This is a genomic window from Sulfitobacter sp. M85 (assembly GCF_029285915.1).
GTDB lineage: Bacteria > Pseudomonadota > Alphaproteobacteria > Rhodobacterales > Rhodobacteraceae > Sulfitobacter > Sulfitobacter faviae.
In genome coordinates this window covers 233706-255719 of sequence record NZ_JABECQ010000003.1, presented here as the reverse complement: position 1 = coordinate 255719, position 22014 = coordinate 233706, and the positions used below count along the sequence as shown (strand labels likewise).

Sequence of the window (22014 nt, the reverse complement as noted above, 5' to 3'; positions counted from 1 at the left end):
GAAGCCCTTGTCGGGGCGCGGAAAACCCGCATTTACTGGGCCAAGGGCTGCGACAGGAGGCGACCGATGTGCAATCTTTACTCCCTCACCAAGGGGCAAGACGCGATCCGCGGCTGGTTCGACGGGATCGACGACCAGGCGGGCAATCTGCCGCCGATGCCCGGCATTTACCCCGACTACCCGGCCCCGGTGGTGCGCAGTAGCGACGGCGGCCCGATCTTGCAGATGATGCGGTGGGGGATGCCGTCCCCGGCCTTTGCGCTCAAGGGCAAGAAGACCGACCGCGGCGTCACGAACATCCGCAACATCGCCTCACCGCATTGGCGGCGATGGCTGGGGCCTGCGCATCGCTGCGTGGTGCCCTTCACCGCCTTTTCCGAGCCGCTGAACCGCCCCGGAGAGCGTTCGCGCCCGATCTGGTTCGCGCTTGGCGAGGACCGCCCGCTGGGGTTTTTTGCTGGGGTCTGGACGAACTGGACGAGCGTGCGAAAACTGAAAGACGAGGAGACGACCGACGACCTCTTCGGCTTTCTAACCACCGAGCCCAATGTTGAGGTCGGTGCCGTGCACCCCAAGGCCATGCCGGTGATCCTGACCACGCCCGACGAGGTGCAGACGTGGCTCAGCGCCGAGACCGCCGAGCTTGCGGCGTTGCAGCGCCCGTTGCCCGACGGTGCCCTGCAGGTGATCGACCCCGAGGACTAGGCCGCCTCGGCCATCATCCGCGCCGCCATCGCGAGGTCCGAGCGGAACTGCGCCTCCGCCTCCTCGCGCAATGCGGGGTCGGGGACGCGCAAGAGGTAGGAGGGGTGCAGGGTGATCAGCACCGGAATGCCCTCCGGCCCCGCCTCGATCGTGCCGCGGCGTTTCAGGATGCCCGCGCCCTTGCCGGTCAGGCTTTGCGCCGCCGTGGCGCCCATGGCGAGGATGAGTTTCGGTTGAACCTGCGCCACCTCGGCGTTCATCCACCAGCGGCACTGGTCGATCTCCGGCGTCTCGGGGCGCTGGTGAATGCGGCGTTTGCCGCGGGCGGTGAACTTGAAGTGTTTGACCGCATTGGTGACGAAGGCAGCGTCTCGGTCCAGCCCCGCTTCGCCGGCGATGCGGTCGAACATCTGCCCCGCCGGCCCGACGAAGGGGCGGCCCGCGAGGTCTTCTTGATCGCCGGGCTGTTCGCCCACGACCATGAGATCGGCATGCCTCGACCCTTCACCCGGCACGGCCTGCGTGGCGTGGCAATGCAGCGGACAGCGGGCGCAGGCGCGGATCGCGGCGGGAAGCTCTTCCATTGGACCGTCCCAAGCAGATGAGAAGGCCGAAAGCTGCGCCTGCACCCGGTCCATGCGCGCGGGCGGCAGGGTGGGGGCGGCCTCGGCCATGGCCCGGGCGCGGGCCGGGGCCTCGGCGATCATCTGGGGAATGAAGGCGGCCTCGGGCATGTTCTTCCAGTATTTCTTGGGCATCTCCGACTGCATCGCCTTCACCATCAGGCGGGCGGGGTTGAAGATGTTCTGGAAGTAGGTGATCCACAACTGCTCGCCCGCGTCCTCGGGCAGGTCAGGCTTGGCGTGGCCTTCTTGAAAGCTGAGCTTGCCGCCCTCGAAGATGGCCGAGACGTCGGGCGTGAGAATGCGCCAGTCCATGTCGGAAAACCGCCGCACGAAGAAATCCGCCGTGGGCTCAACCGTGTGATGCGTGGGCTCGAACCACGCGGCGAAGCTGCGGCGCGGGGCGTTCGGATCGCCAATCTCGCGGAAGCGGACGAAGGCCTTCATCTTATGCTGGCAGCGGCGGACGTTCTTCTCCATCCCGCGCAAGACGGCGAGGTCGGCATCGCCCCGGTCGGCCATTAGATGCGGCGCGTCCTTCACGCGCCAGAGGAAGGCATAAAGCCGCGCGAAACGCTCCGGGTCGCTGTGCCAGACCGCCGTCTCGGCCATCGACACGAAGCTGCGCGGCACCGCGACGTGGCCCGTGGCCACGGGCGCGGACTCCCCGCCGAAAAGGTCGGGAGCCGCGGCATGATCGCCCCAGAGGATCTGCTCGGGCGGCACGCCCGCGGCCAGAAAGCCGCGCGCAGCCTCGCGCCATGCCTTGGCGGTGCCGATCGGGGGCAGGGAGACGCGGTGCATCAGAACAGGGTCAACTGCTCGGGCGGCGGCGCGAAGCGCGCGCGCAGGTCGGCGCTGTCGGTGAGGCCGCCGGGGGTCCAGCCCCCCGCGGTGACGAAGGCGCGGGCCTTTTTCATCGAAGCGCCCATGCGGGTGAGGTCCTCGTAGCGCAAGCTGCGATGCCGACGGGCGGCGAGAATGCGGTTCACGGTCTTCACCCCAAACCCCGGCACCCGCAGCAGCATCTCGCGGCTGGCGCGGTTGACGTCGAGCGGGAAGTGTTCGCGGTGCACCAGCGCCCAGGCGAGCTTGGGGTCGACCTCAAGATCAAGGTTGCCGTCGCGGGTGACGGAGGTGATCTCATCCAGTTGAAAGTCGTAGAACCGCAGCAGCCAGTCGGCCTGATAAAGCCGGTGCTCACGTTGCAGGGGCGGGCGGATCAGCGGCAGTTTCGAGGAACTGTCGGGAATGGGCGAGAAGGCGGAGTAATAGACCCGCTTCAGCTTGTAGCTGGAATAGAGCCGCGTCGATTGGCCCAGCACCGTGGCATCGTTGGACCCATCTGCGCCGATGATCATCTGCGTCGACTGGCCCGCGGGCGCGAACCGCGGCGGGCGCTTGCCGGAGAAGGACTTCTCCTTGCTCGCCTCCTTGGTCATCCGCACGTTGGCCATGGCGCGGCGGATCTGCTCGGGCTTTTTCTCGGGCGCATATTGCTGCACCGCCGTGTCGGTGGGCAGTTCCACGTTGATTGACAGTCGGTCCGCCAGACGGCCCGCTTCCTCGATCAACTCAGGGGAGGCGTCGGGGATCGTCTTGAGGTGGATGTAGCCGCGAAAATTCTCCTCGTGGCGCAGCTTGCGGGCGATCTGCACCATGTCGGACATCGTGGCATCGGGCGAGCGGATCACGCCCGAGGAGAGGAACAGCCCTTCGATGTAATTGCGGCGGTAGAACTCGATGGTGAGCTTGACCACCTCGTCCACGCTGAAGCGCGCGCGCTCCACGTTCGAGGAGACGCGGTTGATGCAATAGCTGCAATCGTAGATGCAGAAATTCGTCATCAGGATCTTGAGCAGGCTGATGCACCGCCCGTCCGGGGCATAGGCGTGGCAGATGCCGCTGCCTTCGTTGGAGCCCAGCCCCTTGCCGTCGCGCGAATCGCGCTCGGTGGAGCCCGAGGAGGCGCAGGAGGCGTCGTATTTCGCCGCGTCGCTGAGAATCGCCAGTTTCTGATCGAGGGTTTGTCTTGCCATGCGTTCTATATATGTTCTCAACGGGGCGGCGTCATTAATCTATCTTAATGCCGCGACAATTTGCGCGGGGGCAGGCAAGGGGGGGCGGGGTGGCCCCGTGGCGCCGAGATTAAATTGACGTAGGGAAATCTAGTCGCTACCAATTACATGCAGATACATATTATGCATTTGCATGCGAGAGCACCGGGGCAAAGATCGCGGGCTTTTGATCACAACTGGGAGACGACCATGAAAACAACAACCACGCTTAGCGCGGCGGTCTTTGCCGTCAGCACATTTGCCACCGGCAGCATCGCTCAGGCCGAAGAAGTGACCCTGCGCGCCGTTTCGGCCTTTACCCTTGGCACCGCCTTTAGCCGCGAGTTTGAGTCCTTTGTCGAGTGGATCAACGAGAACGGCAAAGGGGTCGTGCAGATCAATCTGGTCGGCGGTCCTGAGGCCGTGCCGCCTTTTGAACTGGGCAATGCGGTGCAGTCCGGTGTCGTCGACATCGCTAATAACACCACGGCCTATTACCCCAACCTGCTGCCCACCGGCGACGCACTGCATCTGGCCGAGAACACCATTCAGGACCAGCGCGCCAATGGCTGCTATGAACTGGTCGACCGTATCCATCAAGAGCAGATGAACGTGAAATACCTCGCCCATGCGGGCGACGGGATCGGCTATCACCTTTATCTCACCAAACCGGTCGAGGGGCCGGATCTGAGCGGTCTGACCATCCGCACCACGCCGGTTTACCAAGCGATGTTTACGCAGCTTGGTGCCAACCTCGTGCGGACCGCGCCGGGCGAGGTCTACAGCGCGCTGGAGCGTGGGGCGATTGACGGCTACGGCTGGCCCTCGCAGGGGGTGCTGGACCTTGGTTGGGACGAGCAGACGAAGTACCGTGTCGACCCGAGCTTTTACAACGTCGACGTCAACGTTCTGGTGAACCTTGATACTTGGAACGGGCTAACGGAGCAGCAGCGCGCCAAGCTGGCCGAAGGTGCCGCTTGGATGGAAGAGCTGAACAACGACAACGCGGATCGGAACGCCTCGGAATATGCGGCGCAGGCCGAGGCGGGTATCGAGACGATCACCTTTGGCGAGGCCGATGCCGAGACTTGGATCGCTGCCGCCCGCGATGCCGGTTGGGCCGCGGTGGAAGAGGTCGATGCCGATCTTGCGCAGCAGATGCGCGCCTGCATGACCAAGTGATCCTCCAATGATCTCTAGAATGTTTGACCGGACACTCCGGGGGCTGGCCGTCTTTTCGGCTGGTATCCTCGGGGTGATCGCGGTGTTCATCGCTCTCAATGTTGTGCTGCGCAATCTTGGCCTGCCGGTGGTCTATGGCGCGCTGGATGCGATCCAATACGCGCTGATGATCGCCACCTTCCTTGGCGCGCCTTGGGTGCTGTCGATCGGTGGCCATGTGAAGGTCGATCTGATCACCAGCAATCTTGCGCCACGCACGGCCCATGTGCTCACCCGTCTTACCAGCGCCATCGGCGCTGTCACGGCGGGGGTGTTGGGGTGGTACGGATTGCAAGCGGTGCTGGCGTCGGCCGCGCGGGGGTCGATGATCCGCACGTCATTCGTCATCCCGGAATGGTGGATGCTGGCCTTTGTGCCGCTGTCATTGGCGCTTTGCACGATTATTTTTATCCGCCGCCTTTTCTATCCGGAAACGGCCGAGCGTAGTCTGAGTGGTCTTTGAGATGGATTGGGCTTTGATCCTGACGCTCATGCTGGGCAGCCTCGCGGTGCTTTTGCTGATCGGCTTGCCGGTCGCCTTTGCCTTTATCGCCGTGACCACCGTGGGCGCATACTTCGTGCTGGGTGGCGAACGTGGCATTCTGCAACTGGCGCGCAACTCTGCGCAGTCGGTGGCGAATTTCCAGCTTGCCCCGATACCCCTGTTCATCCTGATGGGGGAGATCCTCTTCCAGACCGGGGTGGCGCACCGCGCCATCGACGCCATTGAGCGGGTGGTGACCCGCATCCCGGGCCGCATGTCAGTGGTGACGATCTTCGGCGGCACGATCTTTGCGGCACTCTCCGGCTCGACCATCGCCAATACCGCGATGCTGGGCGGCACGCTGCTTCCGGGGATGCTGAAACGGGGCTACCACCCGTCGATGGCCATGGGGCCGATCATGGCTTCGGGGGCGATTGCGATGCTGATCCCGCCTTCGGCGCTGGCGGTGCTGGTGGGCTCGCTCGCCGGTATTTCCATCGCGGGGCTGCTGATCGCGGGGGTACTTCCGGCCCTGCTGCTGGCGGTGCTTTTCGTGGCCTATGTGGTGGGGCGCAGTGTATTGGACCCAAAGGTCGCGCCGCCCGATGTTTACGAGGATATGTCGCTGCGCGAACGGTGGACGCCCTTTGCGATCTATGTCTTGCCGCTGACGGTACTTTTCGCGGTGGTAATCGGCTCTTTGCTGGCAGGGATCGCCACACCCACGGAGAGCGCTGCGCTGGGCAGTATCACGGCGGTGATCATCGGGGCAGCCTATCGGGCCTTGAGTTGGGAGAAGATGGGCCGTGCTCTGATGGAGACGCTGAAACTGTCGGTGATGATCCTGTTCATCATTGCGGCCAGCCAGTCCTTTGCGCAGGTGCTGAGCTTTTCGGGCGCGACCAACGGGTTGATCAATGCGATCAACGCGGTCGATCCGACGCCCTTGATGGTGCTTTTGGGGATGATCGCGATCCTGCTGTTTCTGGGGTGTTTCATCGATCAAGTGTCGATGTTGATGGTGACGGTCCCGGTTTTCGTGCCCTTGGCGGGCGCGATGGAGATCAACGAGCTGACCCTCGGCGTGGTTTACCTGTTGACCATGGAGATCGGTCTGCTGACACCGCCCTTCGGGCTGCTTCTCTTCGTCATGCGGGGCGTGGCGCCCGAAGAGATCCGGATGCCGCAAATCTATGCCTCGGTGATGCCCTTTTTGTTAATCAAGCTCTTCGTGCTGGCGCTGGTCGTCTGGCTGCCGGGCATCGGTACGTGGTTGCCGGGCTTGATGGGCCGCTAATCCGCAGGGCGACGCGTCCGAGCGTCGCCCTACAAGCTATTGCCTCGGTTCAACATTTCCCCTCACCGCAGCCGCACGCAGCCCTCCGCCTGCTTGCATTACCCTGCGTAATACGGTTGTAATTCCGCGAGGAGCCAATCGGCTTTCCCAAGAACAACACGTGAGGAGCACCGTGATGGCAAATCCCCTTTATGACACTCTGTTTGGCCGTCACGCGGGCAAGACGACCGCCTTTTTGCACCTCGACGGCGGGGTGACGCTGACCCATGCGGGCTTTCTGAGCCGGGCGGGCCGCTTTGCCAATGTGCTAACCGAGCTGGGGGTGAAGCCGGGTGACCGGCTGGCGGTGCAGATCGACAAATCCGCGGATGCTCTGGCGCTCTATGCCGCTTGCGTGCAGGCGGGGGTGATCTTTCTGCCGCTGAACCCGGCCTATACGGCGGATGAGGTGCGCTATTTCGTGACCGACAGCGGGGCGGCGGCTTTCGTCTGCCAGCCTGCGCGGCGCAATGAGATGGCGCCGCTGGCCAAGGACACGGGCTGCCAGCTTGAGACGCTGGGCACCGAAAACGATGGCAGTTTTGCGGACCGCGCAGCCTCGGCCCCCGATCAGTTCGAGACCGTCGCGCGTGAGGCTGATGATCTGGCGGCATTCCTCTATACCTCCGGCACGACGGGGCGCTCAAAGGGGGCAATGCTAACGCAGGCGAACCTTTTGTCCAACGCGCAGACGCTGGCCGATCTGTGGCGTTTTACCAATGCAGACGTGCTGCTCCATGCGCTGCCGATCTTCCATACCCACGGGCTGTTCGTGGCGACCAATGTGACGCTGGTGGCGGGGGGCGCGATGATCTTTATGCCCAAGCTCGACATCGACCGACTGATCGACCGGATGCCCCATGCCACCGCGATGATGGGGGTGCCCACCTTCTACACCCGGCTGTTGGACGACGCGCGTTTTACCAGTGAGACGGCGGCGAATATGCGGCTGTTCATCTCGGGCTCCGCCCCGCTGCTGGCGGAAACCCATGTGGATTTCGAGACCCGGACCGGCCACCGTATCCTTGAGCGTTACGGCATGACCGAGACCAATATGAACACCAGTAACCCCTATGAGGGCGAGCGCCGCGCCGGCACTGTGGGCCTGCCGCTGCCGGATGTGGAGTTGAAGATCACCGACCCCGAAACCGGCGCGACCCTGCCGGATGGCGAGATTGGCAGCATCGAAGTGCGGGGGCCGAATGTCTTCAAGGGCTATTGGCAAATGCCCGAGAAGACTGCCGCCGAATTGCGCGAAGACGGGTTTTTCATCACCGGCGATCTGGGGCGGCGCGATGCGGATGGCTATGTCACCATCGTGGGCCGCGACAAGGATCTGATCATCTCGGGCGGTTATAACATCTACCCCAAAGAGGTCGAACTGCTGCTCGACGACCAACCGGGCGTGTTGGAAAGCGCGGTGATCGGCGTGCCGCACCCCGATTTCGGCGAAAGCGTGGTGGCGGTGCTGGTGGCGCGCAGGGGGGTGGAGCTGGACGTGGAGCAGATCGCTGAGGGCGTGGCCGGATCGCTGGCCAAGTTCAAACAGCCCCAGAAGTTGATCGTGCTGCCGGAACTGCCGCGCAACACGATGGGTAAGGTGCAAAAGAACGTGCTGCGCGAAAACTACCGGAACCTCTTCCAGCCGGGGTGACGCGGCCCGAGGGGGACTGTCGGACGGGCAAAGGCACGGGCATCTCCCTCCCACGGGGTAGGGAGGGGGCGTAACCTGCGACAATCTGGCGTTTAATGCCCGGTTTCGCTTGAGGTGCCGGGAAAATTTCTACAGAACGTGGTGACCTTTCAGTCCGCTAGATCAGGAGTTCGCGTGTCCCTCTTCCTTATCGTTGCCTTGCCTTTCCTTGGTGCTTTGCTACCCGGACTGATGAATTCCGCAGGGCGCCAAGCCTGCGCCGGGGTCACCTTCATGGTTACCCTCGTGGCCTTTGTCGGCCTGCTCACCCATCTGCCCGCCGTATTGGCCGGAGAGGTGCTGACCGCGCGGGTTGACTGGATCCCGCAGCTTGGTCTGAACCTGACCTTGATGCTCGACAGTCTTGGCTTTTTCTTTGCCTGCCTGATCCTTGGCATCGGTCTGCTCATCATCGCCTATGCGCGCTCTTACCTGTCGCGCGACGATCATATGGGTGAGTTTTTCACCTATCTATTGCTCTTCCAAGGCGCGATGGTCGGCATCGTTCTGAGTGATAACGTACTGATCTTGCTGATCTTCTGGGAGCTGACCTCGCTGTCGTCCTTCCTGTTGATCGGCTATTGGAAGCATCTCCCCGAAGGCCGCCAAGGGGCGCGGATGGCGCTGACCGTGACGGGCATGGGCGGGCTTGCGATGATCGGTGGCATGTTGCTGCTGGGGCAGATCGTCGGCAGCTATGACCTGAGCGTGATCTTGGAAAACCGCGAGGCGATCCAAGCCTCGCCGCTCTATCTGCCTGCGCTGATCCTGATCCTTCTAGGCTGTTTCACCAAATCGGCGCAGTTCCCATTCCACTTCTGGCTGCCCCACGCCATGGCCGCGCCCACGCCGGTCTCGGCCTATCTGCACTCCGCCACGATGGTGAAGGCGGGGATCTTCTTGATGGCGCGGATGTGGCCGGTGCTCTCGGGCACGCCGGAGTGGTTCGTCATCGTCACCACGGCGGGGCTGATCACCATGGTGCTGGGCGCGGTGATCGCGCTGTTCAACCATGATCTGAAGGCGCTTTTGGCTTTCTCGACCGTCAGTCACCTTGGTCTGATCACCATGCTTCTGGGCACTGGCACGGCCTTTGGCGCGCTGGCGGCGGTGTTTCACATCCTGAACCACGCGACCTTCAAGGCCGCGCTCTTCATGTCAGCGGGGATTGTGGATCACGCGGTGCATACGCGCGATATCCGCCGTTTGGGCGGGCTGCGGCATCTGATGCCGGTAACCTTCGTGATCGCCACGCTGGCATCGCTTTCGATGGCGGGGATCCCGCTGTTCAATGGCTTCCTGTCGAAAGAGATGATGCTGGAAGAGACGCTGCACACTACGCTTTTCGATCTGCCGTGGCTGGTGCCTGCGCTGGCGACCTTTGGCGCGCTCTTCTCGGCAGCCTATAGTTTCCGGCTGATCGGCCACACCTTCCTTGGCAAAGAGCGCGACGACTATCCCGACCATCCGCATGACCCCAAGCCCGGCCTCTGGCTGCCGCCGGCGCTGTTGATCATCCCCGTGGTGGTGATCGGCCTCGCGCCGTTTCTGGCCGAGCCTTTCGTCAAGCTGGTGACCGCCTCTGTCCTTGGCGACGCGGCCGAGATGTCTTCTGCGCATTTCAAAATCTGGCACGGGCTGGGTCCGGCGCTTTATATGTCGATCATCGCGGTCGTGGGCGGGCTGATCCTGCTGGCGCTCTTCACCCCGTTGCTGCGCGTCTGGGATGCCGCACCACGGCCCGAGGCCAAGCGTATCTTTGACCGGATCATCGCGGCCTCTGTCGGCCTGTCGCAGGCGGTATCGCTGCGGCTGCACAATGGGGCCTTCTCGCGCTATGCCGCCGTGATGGCGGTGACCGTCGTGGGCGTGGGCTATTACGCTTGGGCCACCGGCACGGTGGGCGCGGCGAGCCGCGCGCTGCAACCGACGAATGCCGTGCAGATCGCGGGCTGGCTGATGCTGGTCGCGGCGGCCTGCGGCCTTGTCTTCCTGCACCGCAACCGCCTGTTGTCGCTGATCCTGATCGGCATCGTCGGGCTGATCGTCTCGGCTGGTTTCGTCTTCTTCAGCGCGCCTGACTTGGCGATGACCCAGCTGACGGTCGAGGTGGTGACGATCATCCTGCTGCTTTTGGCGCTGAACTTCCTGCCCAACCGCACACCGATCGAAAGCAGCGTGCTGCGTCGGACGCGGGACGTTGTCGTCTCCCTCGCGGCGGGGGCGGCGACCATGGCGCTGTCCTATCACTATCTGCTGCGCGACACCGTCGCGCCGAGCATTTCCGAATTCCACCTTGCCAACTCCTACAAGGGTGGCGGCGGTACCAATGTGGTGAACGTGATCCTCGTCGATTTCCGGGGCTTCGATACCTATGGTGAGATCATCGTGCTGGGCATTGCCGCCCTGCTGATCTACGCGCTGACCGAGACGCTGCTCTCGGGCCCGGTGCGGGCGCGTTTGCTGAACCGCAAGCCCGACCAGCCGCGCGCGGGCGACCGGCATCCGATGATGATGGTAGTGATGACCCGCGTCATCATGCCCGTCGTGCTGATGGTGGGTTTCTACATCTTCCTGCGCGGTCATAACGAGCCGGGGGGCGGTTTCATCGCCGGTCTGATCGTCTCCATCGCCGTGGTGATGCAATATATGGCCAGTGGCTTTGCCTGGGCCTCGGCGCGGCTGCGTTATCCCTATCATGGGATCATCGGCACCGGCGTCTTGATCGCGGGGCTGACGGGGATCGGATCGTGGCTCTTTGCCAAACCCTTCCTCACGTCGGACTTCACCTATGTGCGCATCCCGCCCTTCGACAAGTTCGAACTGGCGACGGCGGCGCTGTTCGATCTGGGCGTGTTCCTTGCCGTGGTCGGGGCGGTGATGCTGTCGCTTGAAAGCTTCTCGCGGCTGGCGCGCCGGGCGCATGTGCCCGAGGCCGATCATCCGATGGACATCGACCCATCGCGCGAAGACAACACCAAGGCGGAGGCATAAACATGGAACTTCTCGTCGCGTCCGCCATCGGCATCCTGACGGCCTCTGGCCTCTACCTCGTGCTGCGCTTGCGGAGCTTTCCGGTCATCATGGGCACGTCGCTGCTGACCTATGCGGTGAACGTCTTTCTCTTTGCTTCTGGCCGTTTGACCGTGGGCGCGCCGCCGATCCTGAGCGATGCCGCGCGCTATACCGATCCGCTGCCCCAAGCGCTGGTGCTGACCGCCATCGTGATTTCCTTTGGCATGACCGCCGTGGTGGTGATGATCGCCCTCGGGGCCTATCTGGGCAATAAGGATGATCATGTGGACGAGCCGCTGACCGATACCAAGGCGGAGGACTGCACATGACCCATTGGCTGATCCTGCCCATCGTGCTGCCCGCGTTTATCGCGCCTTTCATCATTCTGGCCGCACGCTATCACATCACCATCCAGCGGGTGCTGTCGCTGTTTGGCGCGCTGGCGCTGGTCGTCGTGGGCCTTGGCCTCTCGGTCGAGGCGGCGAGCGGCAATGTCATGCTCTACCGTCTCAGCGATTGGGCCGCGCCCTTTGGCATCGTGCTGGTCGGCGACCGCCTGTCGACGCTGATGGTGACGCTGACGGCGGTGCTGGCGCTGTTTGTGCTGCTCTACGTCATCGGGTCGAAATGGGACGAACGCGGGCGGCATTTTCATGCGCTGTTCCAGTTCCAGCTGATGGGGATCATGGGCGCCTTTCTGACGGGCGACCTTTTCAACCTCTTCGTCTTTTTCGAAGTGCTGCTGATCGCCTCCTACGGGTTGATGATCCACGCCGGTGGCACGCCGCGTCTGCGGGCAGGGGTGCAATATGTGCTCTATAACCTGCTGGGCTCGACGCTGTTCCTCTTTGCGCTTGGTGCCATCTATGCCGAGACGGGAACGCTCAACATGGCCGATCTGGCGCAGCGCGTTGCCCTGATCGACGCAGGCGCGACCGTGGGTATCCGCATCGCGGCGGTGCTGCTCTTGATGGTCTTTGCGGTCAAAGCCGCCGTGGTGCCGCTGCATTTCTGGCTCCCGTCGAGCTATGCCGAAGCGCCCGGCCCGGTGGCGGCGCTTTTCGCCATCATGACCAAGGTCGGCGCCTATGCGATCATCCGCGTCTATACGCTGATCTTCCCGCCCGAACTGGCCGTGACGGCGGATCTGCACACCACATGGCTGCTTCCTGCCGCGCTGCTGTCGCTGGCGCTTGGCATGATCGGCGTGCTGGCGGCCAAGCAGTTGGACCGTATGGTGGCCTTCTCCGTCATCGGCTCCATGGGCATGGTGATGATCTCGATCGCGCTGTTCACGCCCGAGGGGATCGCCGCGGCGCTTTACTATATCGTGCATTCGACACTGGCCGCGGGCGCGCTGTTCCTGATTGCCGATCTGGCGCGGGCCGGGCGCGACAATCTTGATCTGACGGCGCAGCCGCAGGTGGCGGGGGCCAAGCTGACCTCGGCCCTGTTCTTTGTTGCCGCTATCGCCATGGTCGGCGTGCCGCCGCTTTCCGGCTTTCTGGGCAAGCTGCTGATCATGGATGCCGCCGCCGCCAGCGATGCTTGGGTCTGGATCTGGGCCGTGATCTTGGGCGCGAGCCTTTTGAGCCTCGTGGGCTTTGGCCGCGCGGGCAGCGTGGTCTTCTGGAAGGCGCGCAGCGTCACCCCGGAGGAGGGGGCGACCCCGGCCGAGCGCCCCTCGGCGCTGAGCTATGTCGCGGTGGGCGGGCTCTTGGCCCTGCTGGTGGCACATACCCTGCTGGCCGGACCGGCCACCCAATATGCCACCGCGATTTCAAAGCAATTGTTCGGGCCGGAACGTTACCTGACCACCGTGTTGGAGACCCCCGGCAAACTGTCGGACGGCAAAGAGGAGGCCCATTGACATGATGCGACCGATCCGTTGGCTTTTGCCGCACCCGTTTCTGACCCTGCTGCTGACGGCGGTGTGGATCCTGCTGCAAAACAAGTTCAGCGCCGGCATGCTGGTCTTTGGCCTGATCCTTGGCGTCGTGATCCCGATCTTGACCGCGCGTTGGTGGACCGACCGTGCGCAGGGCATCCGCCCGCTGCGGACGTTGGCCTATGTGCTTTTGGTGATCTGGGATATCGTCATCGCCAATATTCAAGTGGCTTGGATCATCCTGACCAAATCCAACGCCAGCATGTCGCCCGCTTGGGTCGTCGTGCCGCTGGACCTGAAAGAACCCGAGGCGATCACGATCCTGATGGGCACCATCACACTGACCCCCGGCACCGTCTCGGCGGACCTGTCGGACAACGGGCGCTACCTTTTGGTACACGCGCTGGACGCGAGCGACCCCGACGCCGTGCGTGATGAGATCAAAGACCGCTACGAACGCCGCTTGAAGGAGATTTTCGTATGACCCAAGCGACCGACCTTTTGACGCTGGCACTTTATGGGGCGCTGACCCTCGTCGCCATCGCGCAGTTCATGGCGATGATCCGTCTGTGGATCGGCCCCGGCACCGGGGACCGTATTCTGGCGCTGGACACGATGTTCATCAACGCCATCGGCATCATCGTACTTTTGGGCGTTTTGCAAGGCACGCAGATCTACTTTGAGGCCGCGCTGATCATCGCCATGCTTGGTTTCGTCTCGACCGTGGCCTATGCCCGTTTCGTCCTGCGCGGAGATATCATCGAATGAGCCCTGAGATCATCGCCACTTACTTCGTTATCGCGCTGCTGGTGATCGGCAGTTTCTTCGTGCTTGTTGCCGGGATTGGCTTGCTCAAGCTGAACGACCCGATGACGCGTCTGCACGCGCCGACCAAGGCCGCGACGCTGGGGATCGGGGCCTATCTGCTGGCCGCCGTGGTGAACTCCTTCGTCTCTGGCGCGGGGTCGCTGCATGAGCTGCTGATCATGGCATTCATCTTTGTCACCGCGCCGGTCTCGGCCAATTTCATGGCCAAGGCGAATATCCACCGCCGCGATTGCCTGCCAAACCCGCCGGAGCTGCCGGATGGCGATACTTGGGCCACGCTGAACGTGCCTGAAGAAGACCGCGAGATCGAAGAGACTTCGCCCAACGCCTGAGGCGCGGGGCCAAGGTCGGATTCATTTCAAACTGTTACGATGGTGGAAACCTTTTCCTGCCAGCATAGGTTAATGGGCGGCGCTGCCCAACCGAAGCTGACCGAAAGGATCCTGCCATATGCGTCTGACCGCGCTTCTGCTGATGTTGTTCCTGCCCTTCGCCGCGGCAGCGCAAGACCGTGTGGCGATGGTCATCGGGAACTCCGCCTATGAGGATGCCGCCACGCTCGACGGCCCGCGCGCGGATGCGGCGCGGCTGACCAAGGCGCTGGACGGGCAGGGCTTCGACGTCACCACGCTGATCGACGCCGAGAGCGCAGCGTTCAAACAAGCGCTATCCGACTTTGCCTTTCAGGCCGAAACGGCGGACATCGCCCTGATTTACTACGCAGGCCGCCGTGTCGCCTCCGGCGGGCAGAGCTACCTGATCCCGGTCGACGCGCCCTTGGCCCCAGCCTCGGCGCTGCGGCGCGAGGGGGTGGCCCTGCCTGCGCTGCTGCGTGCGGCGGGCAAGGCGCGGCAGATACGGCTTGTTCTGCTCGACAACTGTCACGCCGCCCCGCAGCAAGCCACCGCGCCCTTGCCACCGCCTGAGCCACGCCTTGGCACGTTGGTCGTGACTTCTGGCGAGGTGGGCGCTTGTGATGAGGGTGGTGAAAACGCGGGCCTTTTCGCCGCAACGCTGGCCGAGGTTTTGGCCCAGCCGGAGGTCGAAGTCGGGGCCATGCTGGATGATTTCCGCGCGGCTTTGCGCAGCCGCAGCGGTGGCAGCCTCTCGGCGCGGCGCTATGGGCGGCTGAACCCCATGCCATTCTTCCTCGGCAGCGGTGACGGGGAGGCGGCCCCGGGGGGCTGGGCCGATTTGAACGAGACGCAGGGCCAGCGTTTGGCCGAATTGGCGGGGCAGGGCGATACCCGCTCGCAACTCGGCCTCGCCGCCCTGCAAAGCGATCCCGACGATCCGCGCTATGATCCGCAGAATGCGGCGGCGCAGCTCATGCGCGCGATTGAGACCGGCTCAGCCGAAGCGCGCTATCAACTGGCCCAGCTCTACGAAGAGGGCCGGGGCGTGGAGCAGGACGAGGCCCGCGCGATGCAGCTTTATCGCGACGCTGCCGAGCGGGGCCATGCCGGGGCGTTGAACGATCTGGGCTTCATCCATTTGCAGGGCGAATTGGGGCAAAAGGCCGACCCCGAACTGGCGCTTGATTACTTCCGCCGCGCAGCCGACAGGCGACACCCTGCTGCGATGTTCAACTTTGCCGCGATGATCGACGATGACAAAGTGCCGGGGCGCGGGGCTGCGGATGCCGCGCTCTACCTCTATCGCGCGCTGCGGGCAGGGGATGGCACCTTGCTGGGGCTGATGCAGGAAGAGCCGCGTTTGTTCGACAGCGACACCCGCAAAGCGCTGCAACGCAAGCTGTCGGATTTCGGGTTTTATGACGGTGCGATCGACGGGCTTTATGGCGATGGCACCCAAGCCGCGATCCGCGCGGCGTTTGGGATGGAGGCGGGCGCGCTTCCGGGTGAAGCCACTGAAACAATTGAGGAAACGGCGGAGGGCGAGACGTCGGAAACGTCTCCGATAGAATCCGAGACGCCGCAGGAGGAGCCTGACCAAGAGACGACAACCCAAACCGAAGACGCCCCCGAAATCGATGCCGAGCCAGAGCCCGGCGCGGGTGAAAATGTCACCCCGGTTCTACGCCCCAAACAGGCCGCGCGGGAGTGAGTTTTGAAACAAGTGTATTGCATTTTGCCCTCCAGTAGGTTGGCAAAATTAATCCGGTTGCAATATCGCGGCCGATGGCTTTTGATTGGCGCATCAGTCAATAAAAACTTCTCTGGGGAGAACACCAATGAAAAAACTGCTTATGACATCCGCTCTGGCGACGGTCGCTGCGACCTCGCTGGCCGCTGCCGAATGTAGCGAAGTCACCTTCTCCGACGTGGGCTGGACCGACATCACCGCCACCACCGCCGCTGCCTCTGTTGTGCTCGACGCGCTCGGCTATGACACCGAGACCAAGATCCTCGCCGTGCCGGTGACCTATACCTCCATTGCCTCGGGCGACATCGACGTCTTCCTCGGCAACTGGATGCCGACCATGGAAGGCGATATCGCCAAGTACCGTGAAGAGGGCAGCGTCGACACCGTGCGCGCGAACCTTGAAGGCGCGAAATACACGCTGGCCGTAAACAAAGCCGCCGCAGATATGGGCATCAAGACCTTCGCCGACATCGCTGCCAATGCCGACGCACTCGAAGGCAAGATCTACGGCATCGAGCCGGGCAACGACGGCAACCGCCTGATCCAGTCGATGATCGACGAAAATGCCTTTGAACTGGGCGACTTCGAAGTTGTCGAATCCTCTGAACAAGGGATGCTCGCTCAGGTGCAGCGCGCCAGCCGCAAGGAAGAGCCTGTTGTCTTCCTTGGTTGGGAGCCACATCCGATGAACGCCAACTTCGACCTGACCTATCTTGAAGGTGGTGACGATTATTTTGGCCCCGATCTGGGCGGTGCGACGGTTTACACCAACACACGCGCCGGTTTCGTCGAAGAATGCCCGAACCTTGGCAAATTCCTCCAGAACCTCGAATTCAGCCTTGAGATGGAGAACGAGATCATGGGCGCGATCCTCGATGATGGCGAAAAGCCGGAAGAGGCCGCCGCCGATTGGATCAAGGCGAACGCTGACGTGCTCGACACATGGCTGGACGGTGTGACCACCGTCGATGGCGGCGATGCGATGGAAGCTGTCGCTTCGCTGAAGTGATCCTCACGCTATGATGGACAAGACCCGCTCCAGATCGATGGGGCGGGTCATTCTCATGCGCAATTCTCCGATCCTGAAGGACTGACATGGACTGGCTGACAGAAAACAAGATCCCCGTGGCCGATGTGGCCGAAGAGGCGCTGGATTGGTTGCAAACGAACGGGGCGTGGTTCTTTGACGGGCTGTCGGACCTGATGGAGCGGCTGATCGAGGCGATCCTCTGGGTGCTGCAAACCCCGCATCCGCTGATCCTGATCGCCGTCTTCGCCGCGATCACTTGGGCCATTCAGCGCAATTGGAAAACCGTGGCTTTTGTGGTGCTCGGCTTTCTGTTCATCCTCAACCAAGACTACTGGGAAGAAACGATGGAGAGCCTGACGCTGGTGCTCTCGGCCTGTGTGGTCTGCATGGGCGTGGGCGTGCCGATTGGCATCGCCGTGGCGCATCGGCCCCGGCTTTATGCATGGGTGGCCCCGGTCTTGGACCTGATGCAGACGCTGCCGACCTTCGTCTATCTGATCCCCGCGATTGTCTTTTTCGGCATCGGCATGGTGCCCGGGTTGATCGCTACGGTGATCTTCGTTTTGCCCGCGCCGATCCGGCTGACGCAGCTTGGCATCTCCTCGACCCCAAAGGCGCTTCTTGAGGCCGCGCAGGCGTTCGGCGCCAAGCCGCGCCAGACGCTGTGGAAGATCGAACTGCCCTATGCGCTGCCGCAGATCATGACGGGTCTGAACCAGACCATCATGCTGTCGCTGTCGATGGTGGTGATCGCAGCATTGGTGGGCGCAGATGGCTTGGGCGTGCCGGTGGTGCGTGCCCTGAACCAAGTCAACACAGGCTTGGGATTTGAATCCGGGTTGGTGATCGTTGTCGTGGCGATCATGCTCGACCGTATCCTGCGGGTGGGACGGAAATGAATAAAGCAGTAGAATTCGACAACGTATCCATCGTCTTTGGCGACAAGCCGGAGAAGGCGCTGCCGCTGATGGACGAAGGCCAAAGCCGCGCCGAGATCGAAGCGGCGACGGGGCAGGTGCTGGGCGTGCATGATTGCTCGCTCACCGTTGAGAATGGCGAGATCCTTGTGCTGATGGGCCTGTCGGGGTCGGGCAAATCAACGCTGTTGCGGGCGGTGAACGGGCTGAACCCGATGGTGCGCGGCACCGTGCGGGTCCATGCCGAGGGCTGGTCCTGCGATGTGCATGAGAGCAACGCGGCAGAGCTGCGCCGGGTACGCCGTGAAGGCGTGTCGATGGTGTTCCAACAGTTCGGCCTGCTGCCTTGGCGCACGGTACGCGACAATGTGGCGCTTGGGTTGGAACTGTCGAATGTGCCCAAGGGCGAGCGGTTGGAACGGGCCGAGCGGCAGTTGAAGCTGGTGGGGCTCAGCGATTGGGCCGATCGCAAGGTGGGGGAGCTTTCGGGCGGCATGCAGCAGCGTGTGGGCCTTGCCCGTGCCTTTGCCACCGAAGCGCCGATCCTGCTGATGGATGAGCCTTTTTCAGCGCTCGATCCGCTGATCCGCACGCGGTTGCAGGATGAGTTGTTGGACCTGCAACGCGATCTTAACCGCACGATTATTTTCGTCAGCCATGACCTTGATGAGGCGTTCAAACTGGGCGGGCGTATTGCGATCATGGAAGGCGGGCGGATCGTGCAGATCGGCACCCCGCGCGAGATTTTCTCGAACCCCGCTTCGGATTATGTGGCGGAATTCGTGGCCAATATGAACCCGCTGGAGGTTCTGACCGCCCGCGATGTGATGGGGCCAGCCGATGGGGCCGCCCATCCCGAGACCAGCGCCGAGACGCCGGTGCGGGATCTGATGGACGGTCTGCGCGGCCCGGAGGCGGGTTTCGCGGTGATGGACGAGGGCAGGCAGATTGGCACGGTGACGGCGCATAGCATCGTGGAACGGCTGAAACGCTAGGGCGGGGGCCACCCGCCCCGGCAGCGCTGTCTCACGGAGGGCAGCGCTGCCCTCCGCGGTTAATAGGGTCAGTTCGCCGCTGTCCCGAGCGTCTTCAGAATCGGACAATCTGGCCGGTCATCGCCCGCACAGTCGCGGACCAGCGTGCTGAGCGTGTCGCGCATCTCTTGCAGGCCGCTTATCTTGGCTTCGATCTGGGCCAGATGGTCCTTGGCGATGGCGCGCACATCGGCGCTGGCGCGGTTCTTGTCCTCCCAAAGCGCCAACAGGTTGCGGCAATCTTCGATGCTGAACCCCAGCGTGCGGGCGCGGCCCAGAAAGGCGAGCTTGTGCATCTCGCTTTCGCGGAAGGCACGGTAGCCATTGGCGTCGCGCAGCGGTTTGACCAACCCGATATCCTCGTAATAGCGGATGGTTTTGGGCGGCAACCCGGTGCGTTGTGAGACTTCTCCGATATTCATGGGACGATCCTATTCTGCGGCTACGTCTGCGGCCACGGGGGCGGCGGCCTGGGGGCCGTGGGATGGGGTGGCACTCTCATTCAGAGGGGCGGCGATCCAGCGCAGGCGCAGGGCATTGCTGAGAACGAAAACGCTCGACAAAGCCATTGCCCCGGCAGCCAGCGCGGGCGACAAGAGCCAACCGGTCAGCGGGTAGAAGGCGCCAGCGGCCACGGGGATCAGCAGGACGTTATAGCCGAAGGCCCAGAAGAGGTTTTGCCGGATATTCGCCATGCTGCGCTGGCTTACGTCGATGGCATTGACCACGCCGCGTAGATCGCCCGACATCAGCACCACATCCGCCGCTTCGATCGCCACATCAGTGCCGGTGCCGATGGCCAGCCCGACATCGGCCTGCGCAAGCGCTGGCGCGTCGTTGATCCCGTCACCGACGTAGGCGATGCGGTTGTCGCCTTTTCTCAGGTCGTCGATGGCGGCCACTTTGCCATCGGGCAGTATCTCGGCGACGACGCGGTCGATGCCCAGTTGCGCTGCGATGGCCTCTGCCGTGCCGCGGTTGTCGCCGGTGATCATCGCCACTTCGAGGTTGAGGTCGTGCAGCCGCGCGATGGCCTCGGGCGTGCCAGGCTTGATCGGGTCCGCCACGGCGATGACCGCCGCTAATTTGCCGTCGATCGCGGCGAACAGCGGGGTTTTTCCCGCCTTGGCCAGATCCGCACTGATCCGCTGGGCATTGCCCAGATCAATCCCCTCGCGGGTCATCAGCCGGTCCGCGCCCAGCGTGACACGGCGGCCCGCCACCAATGCGCTGACGCCGTAGCCGGTATGGGATTGGAAGTCGCTCACCTCGCGCGGCACGGGGCCAGCCGCTTCGGCCCGGCGCAGGATGGCTTGGGCGATAGGATGTTCCGAGCGCGCCTCGACCGCGCCGATCAGCGGCAGCAGCCTCTCCTCGGTCATGTCGTTCATCAGCACGAGGTCGGTAAGTTCGGGGGTGCCCTTGGTCAGCGTGCCGGTCTTGTCCAAGGCAACGGTCGTGACGCCTTGTAGGCTTTGCAGCGCATCGCCTTGCCGGAATAGCACGCCCAATTGCGCCGCCCGCCCGGTGCCGACCATGATCGACGTGGGCGTGGCCAGCCCCATCGCACAGGGGCAGGCAATGATCAGCACCGCCACTGCCGCCACCAACGCGTGGCTGAGCGAGGGGCCAAAGGCCAGCCAGCCGCCAAAGGTCACCAGCGCCACGGCGATCACCGCGGGGACGAACCACAGGGTGATGCGGTTGACCAAGTCCTGAATGGGCAGTTTCGCGCCTTGGGCCTCTTCGACCATGCGGATGATCTGCGCCAGAACCGTGTCACCGCCCACCTTGGTGGCGCGATAGGTCAGGCTGCCGGTGCCATTGACCGTGCCGCCGACGAGAGCCGCACCGCCGGTCTTCTCCACCGGCACAGGCTCACCGGTGATCATGCTTTCATCGACGTAGGATTGCCCTTCGACGACGATGCCGTCGGTGGCGATCTTCTCGCCGGGGCGGAGGTAGATGATGTCGCCGGTTTCGATCTTTTCCAAGGGCAGTTCGATGACGGCGCCGTCCCGCTCCACCCGTGCGCTGGTACCGCGCAGGCCCATGAGCTTGGCAATCGCGGCCCCGGTGCGCCCCTTGGCGCGGGCCTCAAGATAGCGGCCCAGCAGGATCAGCGTGACGATCACGGCGGCGGCTTCGAAATAGACCACGCGGCTGCCTGCGGGCAGTAGCCCCGGCGCGAAGAGCGCGGTGACCGAGTAGAGCCACGCCGCTCCCGATCCGAGTGCCACGAGAGAGTTCATATCCGGCGCGCCCTTCGCCAGCGCAGGCAGGCCGTTGCTATAAAAATGCCGCCCCGGCCATGCCAGCACGAGGGTGGTGAGAATGAATTGGATGAGCCAGCTTGTCTCGATCCCGATGGTCGTCGCGATCCAATGGTGGAAAGCGGGCACCAGATGGCCACCCATCTCAAGCACGAAGACGGGTAGGGTGAGCGCGGCGGCCAGCAGGGTCATCCGTTTGAGGTGGATGGCCTCCGCTTCCTTGCGAGTCGCGGCCTCGGGGGTGCCCGCCTCGGGCGTGTCGACGCTGGCGGGATAGCCCGCCTTTGCCGCCGCATCGCGCAGGGCGGGCAAAAGATCGGCGTCTTCCAAGATTTCGACCCGCGCCTCTTCGCTGGCGAGGTTCACCGAGGCTGAGAGCACCCCCGGCACCGCAAGCAGCGCGCGTTCCACACGGCCCACGCAGGAGGCGCAGCTCATGTTCGAAAGCCGCAAACGGTGGGTGGTCTTGCGCGCCGGGTAGCCCGCCTGCGCCAAGGCGGCATCGAGCTCGCCCGCGTTAAACGCGGGGTGTGCCGTCACGCGCACGGTTTCTGCCGCAAGGTTCACCCGGGCCTCGTCGACCCCCTCCAGCGCGTTTAGCGCTTTTTCAACCCGCCCCACACAGGACGCGCAGCTCATGTTCTGCACGCCAAAAGTGAGTGTTTCCGCTTTACCCATTTCACGCCCTCTATTCGTCTGGGGCTGAATATGGGGCTTCCAGTCGCTGGAGGGTCAATAGGTCATTTTCGGAAAATTGATTTGGTAGCGCGGCGGCACAGGCGCGGCAGTTTTGCCTGCCCGCTA

General features: G+C 63.4%; 19 protein-coding genes. 15 read left to right on the top strand and 4 right to left on the bottom strand.

Annotated elements, in window-relative coordinates:
• Positions 1 to 66 precede the first annotated feature (66 nt).
• Positions 67 to 705, top strand: coding sequence for an SOS response-associated peptidase family protein (locus HKX24_RS07450; protein WP_276153904.1), 639 nt, complete (start codon positions 67 to 69; stop codon positions 703 to 705).
• On the opposite strand, the gene HKX24_RS07445 is transcribed toward HKX24_RS07450, so the two are convergent.
• Both HKX24_RS07445 and HKX24_RS07440 read right to left on the bottom strand, forming a co-directional pair.
• On the bottom strand, positions 702 to 2132 hold the full coding sequence (locus HKX24_RS07445) for a UdgX family uracil-DNA binding protein (RefSeq protein ID WP_271691604.1): 1431 nt from the start codon (positions 2130 to 2132) through the stop codon (positions 702 to 704). The two genes, HKX24_RS07450 and HKX24_RS07445, sit on opposite strands and share 4 nt — an antisense overlap.
• Positions 2132 to 3367 (bottom strand): putative DNA modification/repair radical SAM protein, encoded by a 1236-nt coding sequence (locus HKX24_RS07440; protein ID WP_271691603.1) that lies wholly within the window; start codon positions 3365 to 3367, stop codon positions 2132 to 2134. The genes HKX24_RS07445 and HKX24_RS07440 overlap by 1 nt, the downstream gene beginning before the upstream one ends.
• Positions 3368 to 3595: 228 nt before the next feature.
• Between HKX24_RS07440 and dctP the strand changes: the two genes are divergently transcribed.
• The 14 genes from dctP to choV all read left to right on the top strand — a co-directional run bounded on the left by dctP (position 3596) and on the right by choV (position 18898).
• The gene (gene dctP / locus HKX24_RS07435; protein WP_271691602.1) at positions 3596 to 4567 is read left to right on the top strand and encodes a TRAP transporter substrate-binding protein DctP; all 972 of its coding nucleotides are present in this window, start codon (positions 3596 to 3598) and stop codon (positions 4565 to 4567) included.
• Positions 4568 to 4586: 19 nt separating this feature from the next.
• Positions 4587 to 5069: a TRAP transporter small permease gene (locus HKX24_RS07430; protein WP_271691601.1), complete on the top strand. Its 483-nt coding sequence runs from the start codon at positions 4587 to 4589 to the stop codon at positions 5067 to 5069.
• Position 5070: 1 nt separating this feature from the next.
• Positions 5071 to 6387, top strand: coding sequence for a TRAP transporter large permease (locus HKX24_RS07425; protein ID WP_271691599.1), 1317 nt, complete (start codon positions 5071 to 5073; stop codon positions 6385 to 6387).
• A 175-nt stretch (positions 6388 to 6562) separates the two neighbouring features.
• Complete coding sequence (locus tag HKX24_RS07420) at positions 6563 to 8080, top strand: malonyl-CoA synthase (RefSeq protein WP_271691598.1); 1518 nt, start codon at positions 6563 to 6565, stop codon at positions 8078 to 8080.
• Positions 8081 to 8254: 174 nt separating this feature from the next.
• Positions 8255 to 11113, top strand: coding sequence for a monovalent cation/H+ antiporter subunit A (locus HKX24_RS07415; protein ID WP_271691597.1), 2859 nt, complete (start codon positions 8255 to 8257; stop codon positions 11111 to 11113).
• A gap of 2 nt (positions 11114 to 11115) precedes the next feature.
• Positions 11116 to 11463 carry a Na+/H+ antiporter subunit C gene (locus HKX24_RS07410; protein WP_271691596.1) on the top strand — a complete coding sequence of 116 codons (348 nt, stop codon included), beginning with the start codon at positions 11116 to 11118 and terminating at the stop codon, positions 11461 to 11463.
• Positions 11460 to 13004, top strand: a complete 1545-nt coding sequence (locus HKX24_RS07405) for a monovalent cation/H+ antiporter subunit D (protein WP_067260933.1) — start codon at positions 11460 to 11462, stop codon at positions 13002 to 13004. Before HKX24_RS07410 ends, HKX24_RS07405 begins: the two co-directional genes overlap by 4 nt.
• A 1-nt stretch (position 13005) precedes the next feature.
• Complete coding sequence (locus HKX24_RS07400; RefSeq protein WP_067260934.1) at positions 13006 to 13506, top strand: Na+/H+ antiporter subunit E; 501 nt, start codon at positions 13006 to 13008, stop codon at positions 13504 to 13506.
• Positions 13503 to 13790 (top strand): K+/H+ antiporter subunit F, encoded by a 288-nt coding sequence (locus HKX24_RS07395; RefSeq protein ID WP_067260936.1) that lies wholly within the window; start codon positions 13503 to 13505, stop codon positions 13788 to 13790. Before HKX24_RS07400 ends, HKX24_RS07395 begins: the two co-directional genes overlap by 4 nt.
• On the top strand, positions 13787 to 14182 hold the full coding sequence (mnhG, locus tag HKX24_RS07390; RefSeq protein WP_271691594.1) for a monovalent cation/H(+) antiporter subunit G: 396 nt from the start codon (positions 13787 to 13789) through the stop codon (positions 14180 to 14182). The genes HKX24_RS07395 and mnhG overlap by 4 nt, the downstream gene beginning before the upstream one ends.
• Positions 14183 to 14300: 118 nt before the next feature.
• Positions 14301 to 15917, top strand: a complete 1617-nt coding sequence (locus HKX24_RS07385) for a caspase family protein (protein WP_271691592.1) — start codon at positions 14301 to 14303, stop codon at positions 15915 to 15917.
• Positions 15918 to 16044: 127 nt separating this feature from the next.
• Positions 16045 to 16965, top strand: coding sequence for a choline ABC transporter substrate-binding protein (locus HKX24_RS07380; RefSeq protein WP_271691590.1), 921 nt, complete (start codon positions 16045 to 16047; stop codon positions 16963 to 16965).
• Positions 16966 to 17051: 86 nt separating this feature from the next.
• Positions 17052 to 17885, top strand: a complete 834-nt coding sequence (gene choW, locus HKX24_RS07375) for a choline ABC transporter permease subunit (RefSeq protein ID WP_271691589.1) — start codon at positions 17052 to 17054, stop codon at positions 17883 to 17885.
• Positions 17882 to 18898, top strand: coding sequence for a choline ABC transporter ATP-binding protein (gene choV, locus HKX24_RS07370; protein ID WP_271691588.1), 1017 nt, complete (start codon positions 17882 to 17884; stop codon positions 18896 to 18898). Before choW ends, choV begins: the two co-directional genes overlap by 4 nt.
• Before the next feature lie 68 nt (positions 18899 to 18966).
• Here choV and cueR read toward each other — a convergent pair whose 3' ends face one another.
• Both cueR and HKX24_RS07360 read right to left on the bottom strand, forming a co-directional pair.
• Positions 18967 to 19359, bottom strand: a complete 393-nt coding sequence (gene cueR, locus HKX24_RS07365; protein WP_067260948.1) for a Cu(I)-responsive transcriptional regulator — start codon at positions 19357 to 19359, stop codon at positions 18967 to 18969.
• Positions 19360 to 19368: 9 nt separating this feature from the next.
• Positions 19369 to 21888, bottom strand: coding sequence for a heavy metal translocating P-type ATPase (locus HKX24_RS07360; RefSeq protein ID WP_271691587.1), 2520 nt, complete (start codon positions 21886 to 21888; stop codon positions 19369 to 19371).
• Positions 21889 to 22014: the final 126 nt, after the last annotated feature.

Bases quoted from the DNA above. Each gene is read 5' to 3' on its own strand.
- HKX24_RS07450 (WP_276153904.1), top strand. From the start codon at position 67: ATGTGCAATCTTTACTCCCTCACCAAGGGGCAAGACGCGATCCGCGGC.
- HKX24_RS07445 (WP_271691604.1), bottom strand. From the start codon at position 2,132: ATGCACCGCGTCTCCCTGCCCCCGATCGGCACCGCCAAGGCATGGCGC.
- HKX24_RS07440 (WP_271691603.1), bottom strand. From the start codon at position 3,367: ATGGCAAGACAAACCCTCGATCAGAAACTGGCGATTCTCAGCGACGCG.
- dctP (WP_271691602.1), top strand. From the start codon at position 3,596: ATGAAAACAACAACCACGCTTAGCGCGGCGGTCTTTGCCGTCAGCACA.
- HKX24_RS07430 (WP_271691601.1), top strand. From the start codon at position 4,587: ATGTTTGACCGGACACTCCGGGGGCTGGCCGTCTTTTCGGCTGGTATC.
- HKX24_RS07425 (WP_271691599.1), top strand. From the start codon at position 5,071: ATGGATTGGGCTTTGATCCTGACGCTCATGCTGGGCAGCCTCGCGGTG.
- HKX24_RS07420 (WP_271691598.1), top strand. From the start codon at position 6,563: ATGGCAAATCCCCTTTATGACACTCTGTTTGGCCGTCACGCGGGCAAG.
- HKX24_RS07410 (WP_271691596.1), top strand. From the start codon at position 11,116: ATGGAACTTCTCGTCGCGTCCGCCATCGGCATCCTGACGGCCTCTGGC.
- HKX24_RS07405 (WP_067260933.1), top strand. From the start codon at position 11,460: ATGACCCATTGGCTGATCCTGCCCATCGTGCTGCCCGCGTTTATCGCG.
- HKX24_RS07400 (WP_067260934.1), top strand. From the start codon at position 13,006: ATGATGCGACCGATCCGTTGGCTTTTGCCGCACCCGTTTCTGACCCTG.
- HKX24_RS07395 (WP_067260936.1), top strand. From the start codon at position 13,503: ATGACCCAAGCGACCGACCTTTTGACGCTGGCACTTTATGGGGCGCTG.
- mnhG (WP_271691594.1), top strand. From the start codon at position 13,787: ATGAGCCCTGAGATCATCGCCACTTACTTCGTTATCGCGCTGCTGGTG.
- HKX24_RS07385 (WP_271691592.1), top strand. From the start codon at position 14,301: ATGCGTCTGACCGCGCTTCTGCTGATGTTGTTCCTGCCCTTCGCCGCG.
- HKX24_RS07380 (WP_271691590.1), top strand. From the start codon at position 16,045: ATGAAAAAACTGCTTATGACATCCGCTCTGGCGACGGTCGCTGCGACC.
- choW (WP_271691589.1), top strand. From the start codon at position 17,052: ATGGACTGGCTGACAGAAAACAAGATCCCCGTGGCCGATGTGGCCGAA.
- choV (WP_271691588.1), top strand. From the start codon at position 17,882: ATGAATAAAGCAGTAGAATTCGACAACGTATCCATCGTCTTTGGCGAC.
- cueR (WP_067260948.1), bottom strand. From the start codon at position 19,359: ATGAATATCGGAGAAGTCTCACAACGCACCGGGTTGCCGCCCAAAACC.
- HKX24_RS07360 (WP_271691587.1), bottom strand. From the start codon at position 21,888: ATGGGTAAAGCGGAAACACTCACTTTTGGCGTGCAGAACATGAGCTGC.